This is a genomic window from Alloalcanivorax sp. C16-1 (genome assembly GCF_046507805.1).
Taxonomy (GTDB): domain Bacteria; phylum Pseudomonadota; class Gammaproteobacteria; order Pseudomonadales; family Alcanivoracaceae; genus Alloalcanivorax.
The window spans coordinates 31,622-52,139 of record NZ_JBKFTK010000002.1; the positions used below are offsets into that span (position 1 = coordinate 31,622).

At 67.1% G+C, this 20,518-nt stretch carries 15 protein-coding genes; 6 read left to right on the forward strand and 9 right to left on the reverse strand.

Annotation, left to right across the window (positions count from 1 at the left end; translation table 11 throughout):
* Positions 1–23: 23 nt before the first annotated feature.
* The 7 genes from ACLD0W_RS07335 to suhB all read right to left on the reverse strand — a co-directional run bounded on the left by ACLD0W_RS07335 (position 24) and on the right by suhB (position 8,645).
* On the reverse strand, positions 24–1,226 hold the full coding sequence (locus tag ACLD0W_RS07335) for a pyridoxal phosphate-dependent aminotransferase (RefSeq protein WP_410306842.1): 1,203 nt from the start codon (positions 1,224–1,226) through the stop codon (positions 24–26).
* Between the two features lie 2 nt (positions 1,227–1,228).
* Entirely contained in the window at positions 1,229–2,647 is a 1,419-nt protein-coding gene (locus ACLD0W_RS07340) for an amidase (protein WP_410306843.1), read from the reverse strand.
* Between the two features lie 15 nt (positions 2,648–2,662).
* Entirely contained in the window at positions 2,663–3,631 is a 969-nt protein-coding gene (locus tag ACLD0W_RS07345) for a D-2-hydroxyacid dehydrogenase (RefSeq protein WP_410306844.1), read from the reverse strand.
* Positions 3,628–4,878 (reverse strand): aspartate aminotransferase family protein, encoded by a 1,251-nt coding sequence (locus tag ACLD0W_RS07350; protein ID WP_410306845.1) that lies wholly within the window; start codon positions 4,876–4,878, stop codon positions 3,628–3,630. The genes ACLD0W_RS07345 and ACLD0W_RS07350 overlap by 4 nt, the downstream gene beginning before the upstream one ends.
* A 61-nt stretch (positions 4,879–4,939) precedes the next feature.
* Positions 4,940–6,097: an isocitrate/isopropylmalate dehydrogenase family protein gene (locus tag ACLD0W_RS07355; protein WP_410306846.1), complete on the reverse strand. Its 1,158-nt coding sequence runs from the start codon at positions 6,095–6,097 to the stop codon at positions 4,940–4,942.
* A 62-nt stretch (positions 6,098–6,159) separates the two neighbouring features.
* A complete protein-coding gene (locus ACLD0W_RS07360) occupies positions 6,160–7,614 on the reverse strand; it encodes an NAD-dependent succinate-semialdehyde dehydrogenase (RefSeq protein ID WP_410306847.1) in 1,455 nt (484 codons plus the stop codon).
* A 209-nt stretch (positions 7,615–7,823) separates the two neighbouring features.
* Positions 7,824–8,645: an inositol-1-monophosphatase gene (suhB, locus tag ACLD0W_RS07365; RefSeq protein ID WP_410306848.1), complete on the reverse strand. Its 822-nt coding sequence runs from the start codon at positions 8,643–8,645 to the stop codon at positions 7,824–7,826.
* A 142-nt stretch (positions 8,646–8,787) separates the two neighbouring features.
* On the opposite strand from suhB, the gene ACLD0W_RS07370 reads away from it, so the two are divergent.
* Together ACLD0W_RS07370 and cysE are read left to right on the forward strand one after the other, a co-directional pair.
* The gene (locus ACLD0W_RS07370) at positions 8,788–9,561 is read left to right on the forward strand and encodes an RNA methyltransferase (protein ID WP_410306849.1); all 774 of its coding nucleotides are present in this window, start codon (positions 8,788–8,790) and stop codon (positions 9,559–9,561) included.
* A gap of 2 nt (positions 9,562–9,563) precedes the next feature.
* Positions 9,564–10,334, forward strand: a complete 771-nt coding sequence (cysE, locus tag ACLD0W_RS07375; protein WP_410306850.1) for a serine O-acetyltransferase — start codon at positions 9,564–9,566, stop codon at positions 10,332–10,334.
* A gap of 21 nt (positions 10,335–10,355) precedes the next feature.
* Here cysE and ACLD0W_RS07380 read toward each other — a convergent pair whose 3' ends face one another.
* Both ACLD0W_RS07380 and ACLD0W_RS07385 read right to left on the reverse strand, forming a co-directional pair.
* Entirely contained in the window at positions 10,356–12,440 is a 2,085-nt protein-coding gene (locus tag ACLD0W_RS07380; RefSeq protein ID WP_410306851.1) for an NAD(P)-binding protein, read from the reverse strand.
* Positions 12,441–12,453: 13 nt separating this feature from the next.
* The gene (locus ACLD0W_RS07385; RefSeq protein ID WP_410306852.1) at positions 12,454–14,556 is read right to left on the reverse strand and encodes an FAD-dependent oxidoreductase; all 2,103 of its coding nucleotides are present in this window, start codon (positions 14,554–14,556) and stop codon (positions 12,454–12,456) included.
* Positions 14,557–15,020: 464 nt separating this feature from the next.
* Here ACLD0W_RS07385 and ACLD0W_RS07390 point away from each other — a divergent pair, with 464 nt between their 5' ends.
* The 4 genes from ACLD0W_RS07390 to ACLD0W_RS07405 are packed head-to-tail and all read left to right on the forward strand — an operon-like array spanning position 15,021 to position 20,504.
* On the forward strand, positions 15,021–16,217 hold the full coding sequence (locus tag ACLD0W_RS07390; protein WP_410306853.1) for a CaiB/BaiF CoA transferase family protein: 1,197 nt from the start codon (positions 15,021–15,023) through the stop codon (positions 16,215–16,217).
* Positions 16,218–16,226: 9 nt separating this feature from the next.
* On the forward strand, positions 16,227–17,150 hold the full coding sequence (locus ACLD0W_RS07395; RefSeq protein WP_410306854.1) for a hydroxymethylglutaryl-CoA lyase: 924 nt from the start codon (positions 16,227–16,229) through the stop codon (positions 17,148–17,150).
* Positions 17,140–18,111 carry a WD40/YVTN/BNR-like repeat-containing protein gene (locus ACLD0W_RS07400; RefSeq protein WP_410306855.1) on the forward strand — a complete coding sequence of 324 codons (972 nt, stop codon included), beginning with the start codon at positions 17,140–17,142 and terminating at the stop codon, positions 18,109–18,111. The genes ACLD0W_RS07395 and ACLD0W_RS07400 overlap by 11 nt, the downstream gene beginning before the upstream one ends.
* Positions 18,112–18,116: 5 nt before the next feature.
* Positions 18,117–20,504, forward strand: coding sequence for an efflux RND transporter permease subunit (locus ACLD0W_RS07405; RefSeq protein ID WP_410306856.1), 2,388 nt, complete (start codon positions 18,117–18,119; stop codon positions 20,502–20,504).
* The last annotated feature ends 14 nt before the right edge of the window (positions 20,505–20,518 follow it).

Sequence of the window (20,518 nt, forward strand, 5' to 3'; positions counted from 1 at the left end):
ACCGCTCCTACAGCGGTCTCTTTTCACCAGTCCTGTTTTTCCATCCACGGGATAATGCGTTCGAACGCCGCCTCGATCTGATCCAGGGAGGTGGAGTAGCTGATGCGCAGGGCATTGGCGCAGCTGTCCCCGAAGGTTTCCCCCGCCACCGTGCACACCCCGGTTTCGCGCAGCAGTTTCAGCGCCACGTTGCCGCCGTTGACCCCGTCGGGCAGGGACGGGAACAGGTAGAAGGCGCCGTCGGGCCGATAGCCGGTCAGGTGCGGCGTCTGCTGGACCAGGTCCACCAGCCGGTCCCGGCGCCGCTGATATTCCGTGAGCATGTCGTCGATAAAGGCGCGGTCGCCGCGCAGGGCCGCCACGCCGGCCCACTGGCAGGGCGTGTTCGCCACCGTGGTGGTGAACATGTGGTAGCGCCGCAGTTTCTTGATCGCGCCCTGGCTGGCCATCAGCCAGCCGATACGCATGCCGGCCATGCTGAAGGTCTTGGAGAAACTGGACACCACCATCACGTGGTCCAGGTCCGAGCAGCAGGACAACACGCTGGGGTATTCCCGGCCGTCGTAGATCAGATGGTCATAGACCTCGTCGCTGATCACGTAGACACCCCGGTAGGCCGCCTCCTGCACGATGGCTTCCACGGTTTCCCGGGGATAGACGGTGCCGGTGGGGTTGCTGGGCGAGTTCAGCACGATGGCATAGGTGTTGGCGTCGATGGCGTCGATCACTTCCTGGGGATCGAGCTGATGCTGGTTCTCGGCGCGGGTGGGGATGGTCTTGACCACGCCGCCGTTCATGCGGATCAGCGGCGCGTACAGCATGAACGACGGTTCCGGGACGATGAACTCGCGGCCCGGTGCCGAGGTGGCGGTGAGCGCCAGATAGATGGCCTCGGTGGCGCCGGTGGTGATCATGATGTTTTCCGGCACCAGGGTGCGGTTATAGCGCTCGCCGTAGTACTCGGCCAGTGCCTCCAGCAGCTCCGGCAGGCCGGCGTCCATGGTGTAGCCGGTCTGGCCCGCCTGCAGAGCGTCCACCGCCGCCTGCACCACGTGCTCCGGGGGTTTCAGATCCGGCTGGCCGATCGACAGATGGATCACATCGTCCATGGTCGCCGCCAGATTCACCATGCGGCGGATGCCCGGCACCGGAATGGTCAGCAGCGCCGGGTTCCAGATCGGGTCCTCGGTTTCGTAGAAGTCCGTGTCCAGGTTGATGTTGCTCATGGTCACGCCTCCTGGCCGGCGAGCGCCAGCGGCGGGCGCCCGGTGAAGGGACGGGCTTGCTCGAACAGGTGGCCGGCCTTGAGCACCAGTTCGTCCTGGAAGCGGCGGCCGACGATCTGCAGGCCCATGGGCAGGCCGTCGCCGGCCAGCCCCAGGGGCACCGACAGGGCCGGCTGGCCGGTCAGATTGAACGGGTAGGTAAAGGGCGTCCAGGTGGGCCAGCGGGTGCTGGGCCAGTCCCGGGGCACTTCCCGGTTGGTGTCGAAGGCGGTAATCGGCAGGGTCGGGGTGAGCAGCAGGTCGTACTTCTGATGGAACACGGCCATGCGCTCGGACAGCGCCATGCGCTCATTGACCGCCGCCAGGTAATCCAGCATCGACAGCTTCTCGGCTTTCTCCACCACCTGCACCAGGGCCAGGTCCATCTGGGCGCGCTTGCGCGGGCCCAGGTCCCGGCAGGCGTTGGCGGCGCCGCCGTAGAACAGATGGCCGAAGGCGGCCAGCGGGTTGCTGAAGCCCGGGTCCACTTCCACCACGGTGGCGCCCAGATCGCGGAACACCGCCACCGCCTCGGCGGTCGCCCGTTCGATGGCCGGGTCCACGTCCACATAGCCCAGGTTATTGCTGTAGGCGATGCGCAGGTCCTTCAGATCGCCGGCCAGGGCGGCCAGATAGTCCACCTGGCGGCGCGGCGCCGCCTGGGCGTCGCGGCTGTCCGCCTCGGTAAGCACCTGCATCATCAGCGCGCAGTCCTCCACCGAGCGGGTCATGGGCCCGGCATGGGCCAGGGTGCCGAACGGGCTGGCCGGCCAGTGCGGCACCTCGCCGAAGGTGGGTTTGTGGCCGACGATGCCGCAGAAGGCGGCGGGAATGCGGATCGAGCCACCGGCGTCGGTGCCCAGGGCCAGCGGCGCCATGCCGGCGGACACCGCCGCCGCCGAGCCGCCGCTGGAACCGCCGGCGGTTTTCTCCGGGTTCCAGGGATTATTGGTGGGCCCGCACAGAGGGCTGTCGGTGATGCCCTTCCAGCCGAATTCCGGCGTGGTGGTCTTGCCCAGCGGCACGTAGCCGTGGCGTTCCAGCGCCGCCACCGCCGGTGAGCGCTTGTTCAGCGTGCTCTCCGGGTCGATGGTGCGCGAGCCCTTGAGCGTGGGCCACATGGGGGTGAGAAACACGTCCTTCACCGCCACCGGAATACCGTCCAGCAGGCCCCGGGGCTCGCCCTTGCGGTAACGCGCCTCGGCGGCGCCGGCCTCGGCCAGGGTGGTGTCCCGGTCGATCAGGCACCAGGCGTTGAGGGCGTGGTCGTGATGCTGCACATGGTCAAGCAGGCCGGCGGCCACCTCCACCGGCGACAGTTCGCCGCTTTCGAAGGCGCGCTTCAGCGCCGTGGCGGTGAGCGCCCTGATGTCTTCGGCCATGGCTTTCCTCCTCCTTCAACGGCGTCCATATCCCCGCGCCGTGTCCACCGGATTAGCCAGCGGCTCACCGAGCCGCCAGCGGTTGAAGTTGTCCACGAACTGCTTACCCAGAGCCCGGCGCCAGCCGATAAAGTCGCCGGCCATATGGGCGGAAAGCATCACATTGTCGAAGCCCCACAGCGGGTGGTCCGCCGGCAGCGGCTCCTGTTCGAACACGTCCAGGGCGGCGCCGGCCAGGTGGCCGTCCAGGGCATCCATCAGGGCGGCGGTGCGCACGATGGCGCCGCGCCCCACATTGATGAACACCGCCCCGGGTTTCATAAGGTGGAAGTGATGGTGGTCGAACAGACCCTCGGTGTCCGGGGTCAGCGGCGCGGTGACGACCACGTAGTCGGCCTCGCCGAGCAGGTCCGGCAGGTCTTCCTGGCCGTGCACCCGGGAAAACGCCGGGTCCTGGTCCCGGGGCCGGCGGGCGGTGCCGACCACCTCCATGCCCACCGCGCCCAGCAGGGTGGCCACCTCGCGGCCGATGGAACCGGCCCCCACCACCAGGGCGCGGGCGCCCCGGATCAGGGCGGTTTCCCGGTGGTCCCATTGCCGCTGGCGCTGGCGGGACAGATTGGTGAGCGTGTCCTTGGCGAACAGCAGCACCGCGCCCAGCACGTACTCGGCGATGCCCCGGTCGAACAGGCCGGCGGCGTTGGTCACCGGAAAATCACCGTCGCGGATCGGCGGGATCATCAGGGCGTCGACGCCGGCGCTGGTGGCATGCACCCAGCGGATCGGGCAGGGATCGGGCCAGGCCGCTTCCAGCGCCTCCACCCGGAAGTCGGTGACCACCAGCACGTCGGTGTCGGCGAGCGCCTCGGCGAGGCCGTCGTCGCCCTGCAGCTGACGCACCCGGGCCAGCCCGTCCAGGGCCTTCAGGCCCGGCAGCGGCGCTTCGTCCGGCGCCAGCAGCACGGTCACCCGGGTGTCGCTCATGCGGTCTCCTCCAGGGCGTCGCGGAACAGGTCCACGGCGCGGTCGATCTCCTCGCGGCTGACGGTGAGCGGCGGCAGCCAGCGCACGATCTGCCCATGGGTGCCGCAGCGCAGCAGCAGAAGGCCATTGCGCTCGGCGGCCTTGAGCACGGCGGCGGCGCGTTCACCATCCGGCTGGCGTGGCCCGGCGCCGATCTCCATGCCGCGCATCAGGCCCATGCCGCGCACCTCGTCGACGCAGTCGTACTCGGCCTTCAGGGCGTCCAGGCGCTGCGCCAGATGGTCTCCCTCGGCGGCGGCCCGGGCCACCAGGTCCTCCTGCTCGATCACGTCCAGGGTCGCCAGGGCGGCGGCGCAGGCCACCGCGTTGGCGCCGTAGGTGCCGCCCTGGGAGCCGGGCCAGCCTTCCGCCATCAGCGCCCGGCTGCCGGCTACCGCCGACAGCGGGTAGCCGCTGGCCAGCCCCTTGGCGGTGACCAGCAGGTCCGGCTGCACGTCGAAGTGCTGGTGGCTCCAGAAGCGTCCGGTGCGGCCGTAGCCGGCCTGGATTTCATCGGCGATCAGCAGAATGCCGTGGCGGTCGCAGCGCTCCCGCAGGCCTTGCATGAACCGTGCCCCCGCCGGGTAGTAGCCGTATTCGCCCTGCACCGGCTCGACGATCATGGCGGCGACTTCCGTCGGCAGCGTCTGGGTCAGAAACAGGTGGTCCAGCTCGCGCAGACAGAAATCGACGGTTTCTTCCTCGCTCCAGCCGTAGCGGTAGCTGTGCGGGAAGGGGCTGAAGCAGACGCCGGCCATCAGCGGATGCCAGCCGCTGCGCACCTTGGTGGTGGAGGTGGTCATCGAGGCGGCCGCCAGGGTGCGGCCGTGGAAGCCGCCGGTGAAGGCGATCACATTGGGGCGCCCGGTGGCCTGGCGGGCCAGCCGCAGGGCGGTTTCGATGGCTTCGCTGCCAGAATTGGCGAAGGCCACCGCGTCCAGCGCGCGGGGCAGGTGTTCGTAGAGGCGATCGGTGAGCCGGAGCATATTCGGATGGGTCACCGTGGTGTACTGAGCGTGCACCAGGGTGGCGACCTGCCGTTGGGCGGCTTCCACCACCTTGGGGTGGCAGTGGCCGGTGGCGGTGACGCCGATGCCGGAGGTGAAGTCCAGCCAGCGACGGCCTTCACCGTCGTAGAGCCAGCTCCCCTCGCCGCGTTCCGCGCAAATCCCGCTGGATTGCACCAGCAATGGAGACAGATGATTCATGGCTTGCTCCTCCCACGTCATGAACCCGGGCGGGGAGGCCGGCCTTGCGTGAAGACCGGATTTAGAGGTTCCCGCCCAGGGCGCCTTGAATCCGCACACCGATCGCATCGGTGCCGCTCGCCGGATGTTTTCCGGCCAGGTCTTGCTCGAGCGTCTCATGCAAATGACGGGCGGCGCCATAAAAAATCGCGTTTTTTTCACCCAGCCACTGCAGCAGCAGCGCCAGGCTGAACAGGGTGGCGCGGGGATCCGCCACGCCCTGGCCGGCGATGTCCGGCGCCGAGCCGTGGGTGGGCTCGAACAGGGCGGGCTGGTCCGGGTCGGAAGGATTGAGGTTGGCGGAGGGCGCCACGCCCAGGCCGCCGGCGAGCACCGCCGCCAGATCGGTGAGAATGTCGCCGTGCAGGTTGCTGGCCACCACCACGTCGAAGCCCCAGGGCGCCTGTACGAATTTCATGGCGGCGGCGTCCACCAGTTCATGGTGGGTGGCGATGTCCGGGTAGTCCGCCGCCACTTCCGCGAACACCCGGTCGTAGAGGTCGCCCCAGAACGCCTGGGCGTTGCGCTTGGTGATCAGACACACCTGCGCCTCACGGGTGGCGCCGTCGGGCAGGGTGAAGGTGCGTGGGCGCTGTTCGTGATCCCGCTCGTCGCGGCGTGCCCGGGCGCGTTCGAAGGCGTGGCGGATCAGCCGCTCGGTGGCGGCGTAGGTGAACACTTCCAGCTGAGTGGCGATCTCGTCGCGGGTGCCGGCGCGCAGCCGGCCGCCCTGGCCGGCGTACTCGCCTTCGCTGTTTTCACGGATCACCAGCATGTCCAGGTCCCGGGCGCGGGGATCGGCCAGGTACTGGACGGTGCCGGGGTAAAAGCGGGCCGGCCGTTCGCAGGCCCACAGATTCAGGCCCTTGCGCAGGGTCAGCAGCGGCGCCAGGGAGACGCCGTCCGACAGCCGGTAACGGTCGGGGTCGCTGAGCGGCCCGGGGTCGCCCAGGGCGCCCAGCAGCAAAGCGTCATAGGCGCGCAGGCGTGACAGGGCATCGTCGGGCATCATCTCGCCATGGCGGCGGTGCCAGTCGGTGGCCGGCCAGGGCAGGACGTCGTACTCCAGCGGCAGCCGGTGGCCGTGGATCAGTGTCTTCAACACCGCCTCGGCCACCGCCATCACCTCCGGACCGATGCCGTCGCCGGGCAACAGCGCGATGCGGTGTGAACCGGTCATAAAGACTCCCGATCAGAACGCTTATTCCGCCGGAGCGCCGCCGGCGCTCCCGCGCCCTGGCTTCACCCCATGCAGAGGTATTTCACCTCGCAGTATTCCTCGATGCCGTACTTGGAGCCTTCGCGGCCCAGGCCGGATTCCTTGACCCCGCCGAACGGCGCCGCCGCGTTGGAGATCAGGCCCTCGTTGATGCCCACCATGCCGGCTTCCAGGGCTTCCGCCACGCGCCACACCCGGTGGATGTTCTCGCTGTAGAAGTAGGAGGCCAGGCCGAACGGGGTGTCGTTGGCCAGGCGGATGCCTTCCTGTTCGTCCTTGAAGCGGATCACCGCCGCCAGCGGGCCGAAGGTTTCCTCCACGCAGAATTCCATGTCCTGGGTGGCGTCCACGATCAGGGTGGGCTGCACGAAGTTGCCGCCGCGCTCGTGGGCCTCGCCGCCCAGGATCACCTTGCCGCCTTTTTCGCGGGCATCCTTGATGTGCTCCAGCACCTTGTCCACGGCGCCCTTGTTGATCAGCGGCGCCTGGGTGACGCCGTCCTCGAAGCCGTCGCCCACCTTCAGTTTCTCGATGGCGGCCTTGAGTTTTTCCACGAAGGCATCGTGCACGCCGTCCTGCACCAGGAAGCGGTTCACGCACACACAGGTCTGGCCGGTGTTGCGGAACTTGGAGGCGATGGCGCCTTCCACCGCCTTGTCCAGGTCGGCGTCATCGAACACCAGGAAGGGGGCGTTGCCGCCCAGCTCCAGCGACACCTTCTGAATGTGCTCGGCGCACTGGGACATCAGCTGGCTGCCCACCTCGGTGGAGCCGGTGAAGCTGACCTTGCGCACCACCGGCGAGCTGGTGATGGTGGAGGAAATGGCGGCGGCGGAACCGGTGATCACATTGATCACCCCGGCGGGAATGCCGGCGCGGGTGGCCAGCTCGCCCAGGGCCAGGGCCGAGTAGGGGGTGGCGCTGGCCGGCTTGACCACCATGGTGCAGCCGGCGGCCAGGGCGGCGCCGGCCTTGCGGGTGATCATGGAAGCGGGGAAATTCCACGGGGTGATGGCGGCGGTGACGCCCACCGGCTGCTTGATCACCACGATGTGCTGGCCGGGCTTGGCGGCGGGGATGGTGTCGCCGTACACGCGGCGGGCTTCTTCCGCGAACCACTTCAGGAAGGAGGCGGCGTAGGCGATCTCGCCCTTGGATTCCGCCAGCGGTTTGCCCTGTTCCAGGGTCATGATGGCGCCCAGGTCGTCCTGGTGCTCCATCATCAGTTCGTACCAGCGGTACAACAGCTGGGCGCGTTCGTCGGCGGTCTTGTCGCGCCATGCCGGGAAGGCGCGGTCGGCGGCGGCGATGGCCTGGCGGGTGTCCGCCTCCTGCATGCGCGGCACCTGACCGATGATCTCGCCGGTGGAGGGATTGTCCACATCGATGGTGGCGCCGTCCTCGGCGTCGCACCACTGACCATTGATGTAGCACTGCTGGCGGAACAGGTCTTTGTCTTTCAGTTGAAACTGGCTCATCGGGCTCTCCTGAAGAAGCATCTTCGCGCAAACGATTAATGGGTTTAACGCTAGCAGAGCTTGGCGGTGAGTCCTATCCCTTGAGGCAGGCTTTTACGTCTCTAAACGGCGTAGGAGCGGCTTTAGCCGCGATAGTTTCCCGTGATTGGACGGCGCTATCGCGGCTAAAGCCGCTCCTACGAGGAGGCAGGTCGGGGGGCGAGCGCGGCTCAGCCGCGCTTGAGACTGTCGGTGAGGTGCGGCTTGATCTTCTGCAGCAGGCCCTTGAACACCTTGGGGGTGCCGGCGACCAGGTTGCCGCGGCTCAGGTGATTGTGGCCACCGACCAGGTCGCCCACCAGACCACCGGCTTCGGTGATCAGCAGGGTGCCCGCGGCCATGTCCCACTCCTGCAGGCCCAGCTCGAAGAAGCCGTCGGTGCGGCCGGCGGCCAGCCAGGCCAGGTCCAGGGCGGCGGCGCCCGGGCGGCGCAGGCCGGCGGCGTCCTCGGCGATGGCGCGGAACATGCCCATGTAGGCATCCAGATAGGCCATCTGATCCTTGCGGAACGGGAAGCCGGTGCCGATCAGGGCGCCGTCCAGGCTGGCACGGCCGGTAACGCGCAGGCGGCGGCCGTTCAGCGCCGCGCCACGGCCCCGGCTGGCGGTGAATTCCTCTTCGCGCAGCGGGTCGTAGACCACGCCGTGCTCCACCCGGCCCTTGATCTTCAGGGCGATGGACACCGCGTACTGGGGGAAGCCATGGATGAAGTTGGTGGTGCCGTCGAGAGGGTCGATCACCCACAGGTAATCGGCGCCGTCACCGCGACCGGGCTGCTCGCCGCCTTCCTCGGCCAGGATGCCGTGGTCCGGGTAGGCCTTGCGGATCACCTCGATGATGCGTGCTTCGGCGGCTTTGTCCACCTGGGTGACGAAGTCGTTGGCGCCCTTGCGATCCACTTTCAGCGGGTCGCTGTTTTCCGCGGCGCGGCGGATCAGGGTGCCCGCCTGGCGGGCGGCTCGCAGGGCGATATTCACTTGCGGCGCGTGCATGCATTCATCCTATCGGTTTGAAAGAGCGGGCCCCACGGAGTGGCGGGGCCGGACGGGAGGCGGATTGTAACAGAGCAGAAGGAAGGAGGGCAGGCCGTTATCTGCTAGAATCCCGCCCCCACGACCGACGCGGACAACCCACATGCTCGACAAGGTGCGGATGGTGATGGTGGAAACCACCCATCCGGGAAACATCGGCGCCGCCGCCCGGGCCATGAAGACCATGGGCCTGAGCGACCTGCGCCTGGTGGCGCCGAAAATCCACCCCAGCGCCGAAGCCACCGCCCGCGCCTCCGGCGCCGGCGATGTGCTGGCCGCGGCGCAGGTGTGCGCCACCCTGGACGAGGCCCTGGACGGGGCCACCCTGGTGATCGGCACCAGCGCCCGCCAGCGGCGCATTCCCTGGCCCTGCCTGACCCCGCGCCAGCTCACCGCGCAGCTGGCCCGCGAGCCGGAGGACACCCGCATCGCGGTGCTGTTCGGCCGCGAGGACCGGGGCCTCACCAACGACGAACTGCACCGCTGCAATCTGCACGTGTCGGTGCCCACCAATCCGGACTACGGCGTGCTCAACGTGGCCTCGGCGATCCAGCTGATGGCCTATGAACTGCGCCTGGCCCTGGTGGGCGAGGACGCGGACCTGCCGGAGGCGCGCTCGCGCCGGGAGCAGATGCCGCTGCCGGAGATGTTCTGGGACGAACCGGCGGCCAGCAATCAGGCGGTCCAGCAGTTCCTGGATCATCTGCAGCGGGTCATGGAAGACAGCGGCTTCCTGGACCCGGAGCAGCCCGGGCAGGTGATGACGCGCATGCGGCGATTGTTCCTGCGCGCCCGCCCGGACAAAATGGAGATCAGCATCCTGCGCGGTACCCTGGTGGCTTTGGAGAAGCGCCTGCGGGGCCCGGATTCGAGGTAACTATGCTCAAGCAAATCAAAGAGGACATCGCGTCCGTCTTTCACCGTGACCCGGCGGCGCGCAACACTCTGGAGGTGCTGCTCAACTACCCGGGCCTGCACGCGGTGCTGTTTCACCGTCTTGCCCACTGGCTGTGGCAGCGGCGCTTCAAGCAACTGGCGCGTCTGATCTCCACCTTCAGCCGCTGGCTCACCGGCATCGAAATCCACCCCGGCGCGCGCATCGGCCGGCGCTTTTTCATCGACCACGGCATGGGCGTGGTGATCGGTGAAACCGCCGAGATCGGCGACGATGTGACCCTCTATCACGGCGTCACCCTGGGCGGCACCAGCTGGAACAAGGGCAAGCGTCATCCGACCCTGGAAGATGGCGTGGTGGTGGGTGCCGGCGCCAAGGTGCTGGGCCCGTTCACGGTGCACAAGAACGCCAAGATCGGCTCCAATTCGGTGGTCACCAAGGAGGTGCCGGAGGGCGCCACCGTGGTCGGTATTCCCGGCCGGGTGATCGGCCAGCCGGCCACCGAGCAGGAAAAGAACCGCAAGGAAATGGCGGACAAGATCGGCTTCCAGGCCTACGGCGTCAGCAACGACATGCCCGACCCGGTGGCGGAGGCCATCGGCGCCCTGCTGGATCACCTGCACGCGGTGGACGGCAAGCTGGACCGGGTGTGCGACAACCTGCGCCGGCAGGGCATTCAGGGCTGCGATGAAAAGCTGCCGGAACTGAGAAGCGAGGACTTCGAGTCGGTGAAGGCCCGCGGCGGCAACGACTGACCCGGCCGTGGCCGGGCCGGGTCAGCCGGGCAGCCGGCGCAGCCGCTCCGGCAGGGTCGGGTCGAACTGTTCCAGGGCGCCGGGTTCCACGTAGCGGGTCCAGTTGTCGAACTCCTCCCGGCCGGCCAGGAAGCCTTCAAAGATGGCATGGTCGGTCTTGCGCGGCGCCTGGCAGTCGCCCACCCGATGCACCTTGGGATGGCGTTCCCGCAGCGCCAGGTAAAGGGCCTCCGCCGGCAGGTGGCGGACCGCCAGGACCACGGTGTCCACGTCCTCCAGGGTTTGCGTTTCGCCGGTGTAGAGCTGGTACAGATCCACCTTGCCGTTCTCGAAGCTGCTGACCCAGCTGTTCAGCGTGGCCCGGAATCGGTCGCCGGGCAGCTTGCCGTACACCACCGGCTGATCCAGGGTCTGGGCCAGCTTGTGGAACAGGGCGTTCCAGCGGGTCACCAGGTGCACCTGATGCCCCCGCTCCACCAGATACTCGGTGATGCCCGCGGAATAACGGTTGCCTTCCTCGTCCAGCACCAGCACCCGCTCGCCCACCTGGGCGCCCTCCAGCACGTCCACGGCGGTCAGCACATGGGGCGCGTCGATGCCGGGAATCTTCGGCACCAGCGGGTTGATGTCGGAGTAACCGCTGCGGTCCGGGGTGGAACCGGTGGCCACGATGATGCCGTCCGGGTCCAGGGCCAGCACGTTGTCCACGTCCGCCTCGCTGCCCAGGCGCACGTCCACGCCCAGTTTCTCCAACTGGGTGCCCAGGTCCTTGGTGATCCAGGCGAAGCTGTCCCGGCGCGGCAGTTTGACGATGTGATTGACCTGGCCGCCCAACTGCCCGTCCTTTTCCAGCAGGGTCACCCGGTGGCCGCGCCGGGCCAGGCCCTCCGCCGCCTTCATGCCGCCGGGGCCGCCGCCGATCACCACCCAGTGGCCCGGCGTGGCCGCCGGCGTTTCGGTGTGCGGGGCGAAGCGTTCCTCGCGGCCGGTGGCCGGGTTCACCTGGCAGGTCATGGAGGTGCCGTAGAACAGCCGCGCCACGCAGCCCTGGTTGCAGCGCAGGCAGTGGTAGATGTCGTTCTCGCGGCCCTGGCGGGTCTTGTTGGCGAAGTCCGGGTCGGCGATCTGCGCCCGGGTCATGGCCACCATGTCGGCGCCGTCCCGGGCCAGGATCGCCTCCGCTTCGGCGGCGGTGGTGATGCCCGAGACCGCGAACACCGGCAGATTCACCGCTTGCTTGAGGCGCGCCGCCGGGTCGGCCAGCCAGCCATTGGGCACGTCCGCCGGCGGCATGATGTAGCTGGCGGACTGGTACACCCCGGCGGTGGTCATGATGTAGTCGATGCAGCCGGTGGCTTCCACGGTGCGCGCCACCTGAATCCAGTCGTCCACCTCCAGGCCGCCGGGCACCATCTCGTCCAGCGTGAGCCGCACGCCCACCACGCAATCCCGGCCCACCCGTTCGCGCACCGCGCGCACCACTTCCAGTGGAAAGCGCATGCGGTTCTCGAAGGCGCCGCCGTACTCGTCGGTGCGCTTGTTGAACAACGGCGAGATGAACTGGTGCAGCAGGTAGCTGTGCGCCAGATGCACTTCCACCCCGTCGAAGCCCGCCGCCTTGGCGTACTCGGCGGAGCGGGTCCAGCCTTCCACCACTTCGTCCATGTCCTGGCGCTCCATGGCCTTGGCCTGTTCACCGAACACCGGCGACTTGATGTTGGACGACGACCACAGCACCCGGTAGTCGTCCATGGCATGGGTTTCGCCCATCACGCCGAAGTGGTTGAGCTGGGCGAAGATGCGCGCGCCGTGGTCATGCACCGCCCGGGTCAGGGCGCGGTCGCGCTCCACCATTTCGTCCCGGTAGCCGTAGGCGTAGCCCCGGCAGAAGGTGTTGGAGGTGGGGTGGATCAGGCGGTTGCCGGTGATCATCAGGCCGATGCCGCCCCGGGCCCGGGCCGCGTGGTACTCGATGTCGCGGTTGGTGGTGAGGCCGTCGCGGGTGTTGAACGCCATGGCGTGGGCGGACTGCATCAGCCGGTTACGAATCTCGATGTTGCCCACCCGTAGCGGACGGAACAGATGGGGATAACGTTCCTGAGTCATGATGTGCCGTCTCCTATTGCGCCTGGGTGCCCAGCGTCTCGCGCCAGTCGTGGTCGAAGCTTTCCAGTTCGCCCTGTTCGATAAAGCGGTCCGGGTCGTCGAGCATCTCGCGGCCGGCCAGCATGCCTTCGTAGATCACGTCCTGGAGCGGGCGGGGCAGCAGCGCGTCACCGATGCAGTGCAGATTGCTCACCCGGCCCTGCAGGGCCTGATAAAGGCTGTTCTCGGCGGCGTGGCCGGCGGCGATCACGAAGGTGTCCGCCTCCAGCACCTGGCTGTTCTTGTCGGTGAACAGGTTGAACAGTTGCGCGCGCTGGCCATCCACGGAACGCACCCAGCTGTTGAGGGTGTATTCCAGCCCTTTCTCGAACACGTGCCGGTAGTTCACCGGCAGATCCAGGGTCAGTGCCAGATTGGGGGAGAGGGCGTTGAAGCGGCTGACCAGATGCACCGGATGGCCGCGGTCGAGCAGGAACTCGGCGGTGCCCAGGGCATAGCGGCCACCGTCCTCGTCGAACAGCACCACCCGCCGGCCCACCGCGTCCGGGTTTTCCAGCACGTCCACCACGCTCAACACATTGTCCTGGTCCATGCCGGGCACCCGGTCCACCGCCGGCCGGGTGGAGGTGAAGCCGCTTTTCAGCGGCCGCGAACCGGTGGCCACGATCACGCCATCGGCGCCGAACGCCGCCACCTGGTCCGCGTCCAGGCGGGTGTTGAGCCGGATCTCCACGCCGGCCTTGCGCAGTTGGCGCTCCAGGTCCCGGGGCAGAAAGCCGAACTTCTCCCGGCGCGGCAGCCGCGCCGCCAGATTGAGCTGGCCACCCAGTCGTTCGCCGGCTTCCACCAGGGTCACCCGGTGGCCGCGCTGGCGCAGCACCAGGGCCGCCTTCATGCCGGCGGGGCCGCCGCCGATCACCAGCCAGTGGGCCGGCGTGGCCGCTGGCTTCAAAGTATGGGCGCCGAAACGCCGCTCGCGGCCGGCGGCCGGGTTGACCACGCAGGAAATGGCGTTGCCCACCATCAGCCGGGCGATGCAGGCCTGGTTGCAGCGGATGCAGTGGTTGATCTCGTCCTCGCGGCCGTCGCGCAGTTTATTGGCGAATTCCGGGTCGGCGATCTGGGTGCGGGTCATGGCCACCATGTCGGCGGCGCCGTTGGCCACCAGGTCATCCGCTTCCTTGGGATCGACGATATGGCCGACGATGAACAGGGGGATGTCCGCTTCCTCGCGGATCGCCTGGCGCATGCGCGCGCCGTCCTTCACCAGCCAGTTTTCCGGGTAGTCCCCCGGCGGAATCTGATCCGCGTGGGCGGCGTAGGTACCGGCGGTGGCGCTCACGTAGTCCACCAGACCGGTGCGTACCATCAGCCGGGTCATCTCGATGGCCTGGTCAGCGTGCATGCCGTCCACGGTGCACTCGTCCATGGACACACGGATGCCGACCATGAAATCCGGGCCCACTTCGTCACGCACCCGCTGCAGGGTTTCGATGGGAAAGCGCACGATGTTTTCCTGGCTGCCGCCGTATTCGTCGGTGCGTTTGTTGTAGACGAACGACAGGAACTGCTGATGCAGATAGCCGTGGGAGTAGTGCAGCTCGACGCCGTCGAAGCCGGCCTCCTTGGAATAGCGGGCGGTGAGCGCGAAGTGTTCCGACACCTCGTCCATCTCCGCCTTGGTCATTTCCTTGGCCCACTCGTTATAGGCCGGGGACTTCATGGTGGAGGGCGCCCACAGCACCCGGTAGTCGTCCAGGGCGCCGCTGCGGCCCTGGGGGCCGAAGTGAATCAACTGGGCAATGATACGCCCGCCCTGGGCCTGCACCGCCTGACACATTTCCCGGTCGCGCTCGATGATCTCCTGGCGATTACCACGGGCCAGGGTACGCCCGGGACCGGTGGAGTGCGGATGGGTGTGGCGGGCGCCGGTGACGATCAGACCGATGCCGCCCTTGGCGCGCTCCGCCTGATAGTAGATGTCACGGTCGTTGGTCAGGCCGTTGCCGGCATGGAAGCCCTTGGCGTGGGCGGTTTGCATCAGACGGTTGCGGACCGTCACGTTGCCGATCTTCAGCGGACTCAGCAGATGGGAATAGGCGTGGGAATCGGTCATGGGTGATCCTTCCTTTTCTTACTGTTATTGGCGCTTACCTTCGAGGGCGCCCCCGGGGTATGGACGGCGTCCTCCGCCGGTAAAAGGGCAAGACACATGCCAAGCCGGGCCGATTTCCATAACTGACTGAATCGCGAACGCTTTTGCCGGTATTCGGCGTTTTCGGCCGCCCGCCTTTCGTTTCAGAGCGAGGGGTGGGGCTTTCAGATTGAAGGAGTGCGAGGGACTGCGCCCCGACTCGCTCCGTGGGACGCAAGCGTGCCATCGCCTTTCAGGCTGAAAGGGCGAAATTTCCAGGTGAAAGACCCGGGCTGGCGGGTGAGCCGTGCGACGCTTCAGCGCCAATGTAAAAAAGACTTTAAAAACAAACGACTAATTCAAAAGCGGGGGCAAACAAAAAAGTTGGCACCGTGTTTGCGATGGGCAGTGGCGACCCTTCAACAAACACAACGTGCGAACAACCTATGACAAAACCACTCGAAGGCGTCCGGATTCTCGATCTGACGCACATGCTTTCCGGCCCCTACGCCGGCATGATTCTGGCCGACCTCGGCGCGGATTCCGTCAAGGTCGAGCCTTTGAAAGGCGAGGGCACCCGCAGCCTGCTTGCAAAGGACCCGAACAATTCCTACGGCGGCCAGGGCGCTTACTTTCTGACGCTGAACCGCAACAAGAAAAGCGTCTGCATCGACCTGAAAAGCGAGGCGGGTCTCAAGGTCTTCTACGACCTGGTGAAGGACGCGGACATCGTGCTGGACAACTTCTCCGCCGGCGTGCCCGCCAAGTTGAAAATCGATTTCGACCATCTCTCCAAGATCAACCCGCGCATCATCACCTGTTCCGTCACCGGCTTCGGCCAGGCCGGACCCAACTTCCAGCGGCCGGCCTTTGATCAGGTGGTGCAGGGCATCGGTGGCGGTATGTCGATCACCGGCCACGACCAGGACCATCCGGCCCGCGCCGGCATTCCCATCGGCGATCTGGGCGGCGGTATGTTCGCGGTGATGGGCGTTTTGTCGGCGCTGCATGCCCGGGAAAAACGGGGCTACGGGCAGCACGTGGACATTTCCATGCTGGATTGCCAGATCTCCATGCTCAACTACATGGCCACCATGTACTTCCTGAGCGGCGACGATCCCAAACCGATCGGTAATTCCCACTTCGTGCACGTGCCCTACGACGCCTTTCCGACCAGCGACGGCTTCGTGATCATCGCGGTGATCTTCGACAGCTTCTGGGACAACCTGGTGGAGCTGCTCGACATCGACGCCCTGCGCGATGACAAGTACAAAACCCAGCCCGGCCGCTTCGCCGATAAGGACAAGATCAACGGCATCCTCAAGGCGCTGCTGGTCACCAACACCACCGCCCATTGGGTGGATCTGCTGTCCAGCGCGCGCATCCCCTGCGCGCCGGTGAACAAATTCTCCGAAGCACTCAGCGATCCCCAGGTGTTGTTCCGCAACATGGTGGTGGATATCCCGCAGAGCGACGGCGGCGCGGTCAAGGCGCCGGGTAATCCGATCAAGCTGTCGGTGGATTCCGAGGAAGCCTTCACCACCCCGCCCGGTCTCGGCCAACACACCCGTGAGGTGCTGCGCGCGCTCGGCTACAGCGAGTCGCAGGTCGAGGAGCTCATGACCCAGGGCGTGATCGGCTAGGAGGCGAGCATGGATATCCGTATCAACGAAGTAGGGCTGCGTGACGGCCTGCAGAGCCAGGGCAAGACCCTGACCGTGGACGAACGGCTGGCCCTGGCCGAGGCGCTGGCCGGCGCCGGTCTGCGCTTTATGGAAGCCGGCAGTTTTGTTTCTCCCAAGGCGGTGCCGCAAATGGCCGGCACTGAGGATCTGTTCCCGCGACTGCCGTCGCCGGAGCGCATTCAGTACGCCGCCCTGGTGCCCAACATGAAGGGCTATGAACGGGCGGTGGCGGCCGGCGCGCGCACCGTCAACGTGGTGCTCTCGGTCACCGAGACCATGAACCAGAAGAACATCAACATGTCCCTGGAGCGCACCGCCGAGGTCTGCGAGCAGATCGTGGCACGGGCCGCCGACGAAGGCGTCACCGCCCAGGCCTATCTGGCGGTGGCCTTCGAATGCCCGTTCGAGGGGCCGGTGGCGCCGGAGGTGGTGGCCCATTTCGGCAAGCGCATGAACGACGCCGGCGCCGGCAAGGTGATCGTCGCCGACACCATCGGCGCCGCCGACCCGGCCAAGGTGGACGCGGTGCTGGGGCGGCTGCTGGAGCGCGTGGACGTGGCGCGGGTGTCCTGCCATTTCCACGATACCCGGGGCATGGCGCTGGCCAATATCCATGCCGCGGTGCTGGCCGGCGTGCGTGAATTCGACGCCTCCATCGGCGGCTTGGGCGGTTGCCCGTTCTCCCCCGGCGCCAGTGGCAATGTGGCCACCGAGGACGTGGCGCTGATGCTGCGAAGCATGGGCCTGGACACCGGCATCGACCCGCTCGATCTGGTGCCGGTGGTCCGCGAGGCGGAGCGCCTCACCGGCACCGCCCTGGGCGGCAAGGCGTTCCGCTGGTTGAGCCGGCAGTACGCCAAGAGCCGGGGAGGGCAGGGCGATGATCAGTAAGCTGCTGGGTTGGGTGGCGCGCATCGCGCCCTGGGCCATCGTCGCCGGCCTCGGTTACGCGGCGGCGTTCGTGCAGCCCACCGTGGAGCCGCTGCCGTTGCCGCAGCCCCTGGTGGAGCCCCGCGATCATTTCCTGGACGTGGCCGGCGACGGCAACGGCGCCCTGTGGTTCGCCGGTAACGCCGGCACCGTGCTGCACCGCGATGCGGGCGGCCACTGGGCGCGGCGGGCGTTGCGGCAACCGGTCAATCTGCAGGGCATCGCCGAGGGCCAGGGCCGGGTGGTGGCGGTGGGCAACCAGGGCTGGGTGTTCACCGACGCCGGCCAGGGCTGGTCCGCCCTGCAACTGCCGGTGTCCGACTACGCCGGCAAGCTGATCGCCGTCGGCTATCTCAACGGCACCTTCTGGATCACCGGTGAAATGGGCGCCATTTTTCGTGGCGACGGCGCCGGCGACTGGCAGGCGCTGAGCCTGGACACCGACGTGGCGCTCAACGACATCGCCCGCGCCGACGACGGTGGTCTCTGGATCGCCGCGGAGTTCGGCAATCTGTTCCATTCCTCCGACCAGGGCCGCAGCTGGCAACGCCAGGAACTGCAGGGCGAGAGCTTACAGGCCATCGCCTTCCACGGCCCCACCGGCGTGGCCGTGGGCAATCAGGGTCGCGTGTATCTCAGCGACGACACCGGCGTGTCCTGGCGGGCCGTGGACAGCGGCACCCATGAGCACCTTTACGACGTGGCCCACGACGGCCGCCGCTGGCTGGCGGTGGGCGCCGGTGGCGTGCTGCTGACGTCCGAGCGGGGCCGTCACTGGTCGCCGCTGGCGGCGCGCGGTTTCAGCAATGGCTACCACACGCGGGCGCTGCCCACCGCCGACGGGCTGGTGGTGACCGGCGAGGATCTGGGGCGTGTGCATCAGGGGCAATGGACCGCCTGGCCGGCAGAGGAGAAAGAATAATGTCAATGAGCCGTTTCGCCATCGGCCTGTCCGAGCTGTGCATCCGGCATCGTCGCTTGGTGGTGGCGTTGATTCTGGGGATCACTTTCTTGATGTCGCTGGTGCTGCTGCGCATCGACGTGCGCACCGTCTTCAGCGACATGGTGCCCAAGGGCCATCCTTACGTGGAGGTCCACGAGCAGTACAAGGAAACCTTCGGTGGCAGCAACAAGGTCACCATCGTGGTGAAAAGCGAGCAGGGCGAGATCTTCACGCCGCCGGTGCTCGCCGAGATCCAGCGCGTCACCCGGGAGCTGGCCAAGGTCAGCGGCGTCAACCCGTTCCAGATCGTGTCGCTGGCCTCGCGCAAACTCAAATCCGTGAACGCCTCCTCCATGGGCATCGAAAGCGTGCCGCTGATGTGGCCGGACGTGCCCGCCGATGCCGCCGGCATCCGCACCCTGCGCGAGGCGGTGATCAACAATCCGCTGGTGTACGGCATCTACGTGGACCGCGATCTGCAATCGGCGCTGATCCAGGTGGATTTCTACGATCAGAAAGTGGACTACGGAAAAATCTTTCCGCAGATCAACGCCATTTTCGACGCCTCCCCGATTCCCGAGCAGGTGTCGTACCACCTGGTGGGCGAGCCGATTCTGTACGGCTGGGTGGACCATTACCTGGACGAGACCGTGGTGATCGCGCTGCTGTCCCTGGGTGCCATGCTGCTGGCCCTGTTTCTGCTCAACCGCACCTGGCGGGGCGCGTTGCTGCCGCTGGTCAGTGGCACGGTGTCGGCGATCTGGGCGCTGGCCATCGGCGTGATGCTGGGCTTTAACTTCGACCCGCTGGTGATCGTGGTGGCGTTCATCATCACCGCCCGCTGCTTCAGTCATTCGGTGCAGCTGATCACCCGTTTCGACGATCTTTGCGACGGCGACGGTCTGCAGCCCCGGGCGGCGGCGGAAGCCACCATGAAGGAACTGTTCCGCCCCGGTCTGCTGGGGCTGATCTCCGACGCCGGCGCCATCCTCTGCGTGCTGCTCACGCCGATTCCGCTGCTGCAGAAGGTCTCCATCATCGGCGCCCTCTGGGTGATGACCATCATGTTCTCGGCGGTGGTGCTGACCCCGGTATTGCTGAGCTGGGTGAAGGCGCCGCTGCGTTACGCCCATCCGTTGAACCTGCGTTTCCTGCTCGACGCGGTGCTGACCGTTGCCTACCGGCTGGCCGCCGGACGCGGCGCCTACCTGGTGCTGCCGGTGACCCTGGTGCTGGTGGGCCTGTTGATGGCCAAGGCCACCGACCTGACCATCGGCGACGCCGCCCCCGGCTCGCCGATCCTGTGGCCGGAGGCGAGCTTCAATCAGGACAGCGCCCTGATCAACCAGCGCTACCCGGGCACCGAGCAGATGTTCGTGGTGCTGGAAGGGGATCGCACCGATGCGCTCAAGCGGGTGGACGCCCTGGACTGGATGCAGCGTTTCCAGCGCCGCATGGAGCGGCTACCCCAGGTGGGCGGCAGTGTGTCCCTGGCCGACATCGTGGTGGACGTGCGCCGCAACCTTTACGAGGGCAACCCGCGCTACCGGGAACTGGGCGCCTCGCAGATCGAGAACGGCGAACTGATCAGCTTCTACATGCAGGGCGCGGCGCCGGATGACCTGGCCCAGTTCGCCGACCCCCTGTTCCAGAACGGTTCGGTGCTGCTGATGTTGCGCGATCGGCGCGGTGACACCCTGCGCCAGGCGATCTTCCAGATCCGCCGCTTTATCGACGAGAACCCGCTGGACGGCTTCCAGATTCGCATGGCCGGGGGCTCCATGGGTATCACGGCGGCCATCAACGAGGTGCTGCTGTCCGATCAGATCGAGGCCATCGCGCTGGCGCTGCTGGTGGTGATCGTGTCCTGCCTGCTGGTGTACCGCTCCTCCGCCAGTGGCGTGTTCTTCATCGTACCGGTGCTGATCTCCAACGTGGTCACCTTCGCGTTCATGGCCTGGCAGGGCATCGGCATGAGCATCAGCACCCTGCCGGTGGTGGCCCTGGGCATCGGCCTGGGGGTGGATTACGCCTTCTACATCGTCGATTCGATCAAGGAATACCTGGAGAAGTACCCGAACGCGGACCCCCGCGACGCCATCCGGCAGGCGCTGTTTTCCGCCGGCCGGGGCGTGCTGCTCACCTCGGTGACGCTGGCCGCCGGGGTGCTGCTGTGGGCCGCTTCCTCGCTGCGCTTCCAGGCCGAGATGGGGATGTTGATCGGCCTGTGGCTGCTGGTGTCGGCGTTCACCTCCTTGCTGGTGATGCCGTCGCTGGTGCGCATCCTCAAGCCCGCTTTCATCTTCGATCCGCCGAAAGACCAGGCCGCCGTCAGGGGGCCCTCGGAAAAGGCGGCGCTTTCCACAGAGTAAAAAACGCCAACGAC

What these genes read in the sequence shown, in the direction of transcription:
- ACLD0W_RS07380 (WP_410306851.1), bottom strand. Translation starts at nt 12,440, where the DNA reads ATGACTCAGGAACGTTATCCCCATCTGTTCCGTCCGCTACGGGTGGGC.
- suhB (WP_410306848.1), bottom strand. Translation starts at nt 8,645, where the DNA reads ATGCACGCGCCGCAAGTGAATATCGCCCTGCGAGCCGCCCGCCAGGCG.
- ACLD0W_RS07405 (WP_410306856.1), top strand. Translation starts at nt 18,117, where the DNA reads ATGAGCCGTTTCGCCATCGGCCTGTCCGAGCTGTGCATCCGGCATCGT.
- ACLD0W_RS07395 (WP_410306854.1), top strand. Translation starts at nt 16,227, where the DNA reads ATGGATATCCGTATCAACGAAGTAGGGCTGCGTGACGGCCTGCAGAGC.
- ACLD0W_RS07335 (WP_410306842.1), bottom strand. Translation starts at nt 1,226, where the DNA reads ATGAGCAACATCAACCTGGACACGGACTTCTACGAAACCGAGGACCCG.
- ACLD0W_RS07390 (WP_410306853.1), top strand. Translation starts at nt 15,021, where the DNA reads ATGACAAAACCACTCGAAGGCGTCCGGATTCTCGATCTGACGCACATG.
- ACLD0W_RS07345 (WP_410306844.1), bottom strand. Translation starts at nt 3,631, where the DNA reads ATGAGCGACACCCGGGTGACCGTGCTGCTGGCGCCGGACGAAGCGCCG.
- ACLD0W_RS07370 (WP_410306849.1), top strand. Translation starts at nt 8,788, where the DNA reads ATGCTCGACAAGGTGCGGATGGTGATGGTGGAAACCACCCATCCGGGA.
- ACLD0W_RS07360 (WP_410306847.1), bottom strand. Translation starts at nt 7,614, where the DNA reads ATGAGCCAGTTTCAACTGAAAGACAAAGACCTGTTCCGCCAGCAGTGC.
- ACLD0W_RS07385 (WP_410306852.1), bottom strand. Translation starts at nt 14,556, where the DNA reads ATGACCGATTCCCACGCCTATTCCCATCTGCTGAGTCCGCTGAAGATC.
- ACLD0W_RS07355 (WP_410306846.1), bottom strand. Translation starts at nt 6,097, where the DNA reads ATGACCGGTTCACACCGCATCGCGCTGTTGCCCGGCGACGGCATCGGT.
- ACLD0W_RS07350 (WP_410306845.1), bottom strand. Translation starts at nt 4,878, where the DNA reads ATGAATCATCTGTCTCCATTGCTGGTGCAATCCAGCGGGATTTGCGCG.
- ACLD0W_RS07340 (WP_410306843.1), bottom strand. Translation starts at nt 2,647, where the DNA reads ATGGCCGAAGACATCAGGGCGCTCACCGCCACGGCGCTGAAGCGCGCC.
- ACLD0W_RS07400 (WP_410306855.1), top strand. Translation starts at nt 17,140, where the DNA reads ATGATCAGTAAGCTGCTGGGTTGGGTGGCGCGCATCGCGCCCTGGGCC.
- cysE (WP_410306850.1), top strand. Translation starts at nt 9,564, where the DNA reads ATGCTCAAGCAAATCAAAGAGGACATCGCGTCCGTCTTTCACCGTGAC.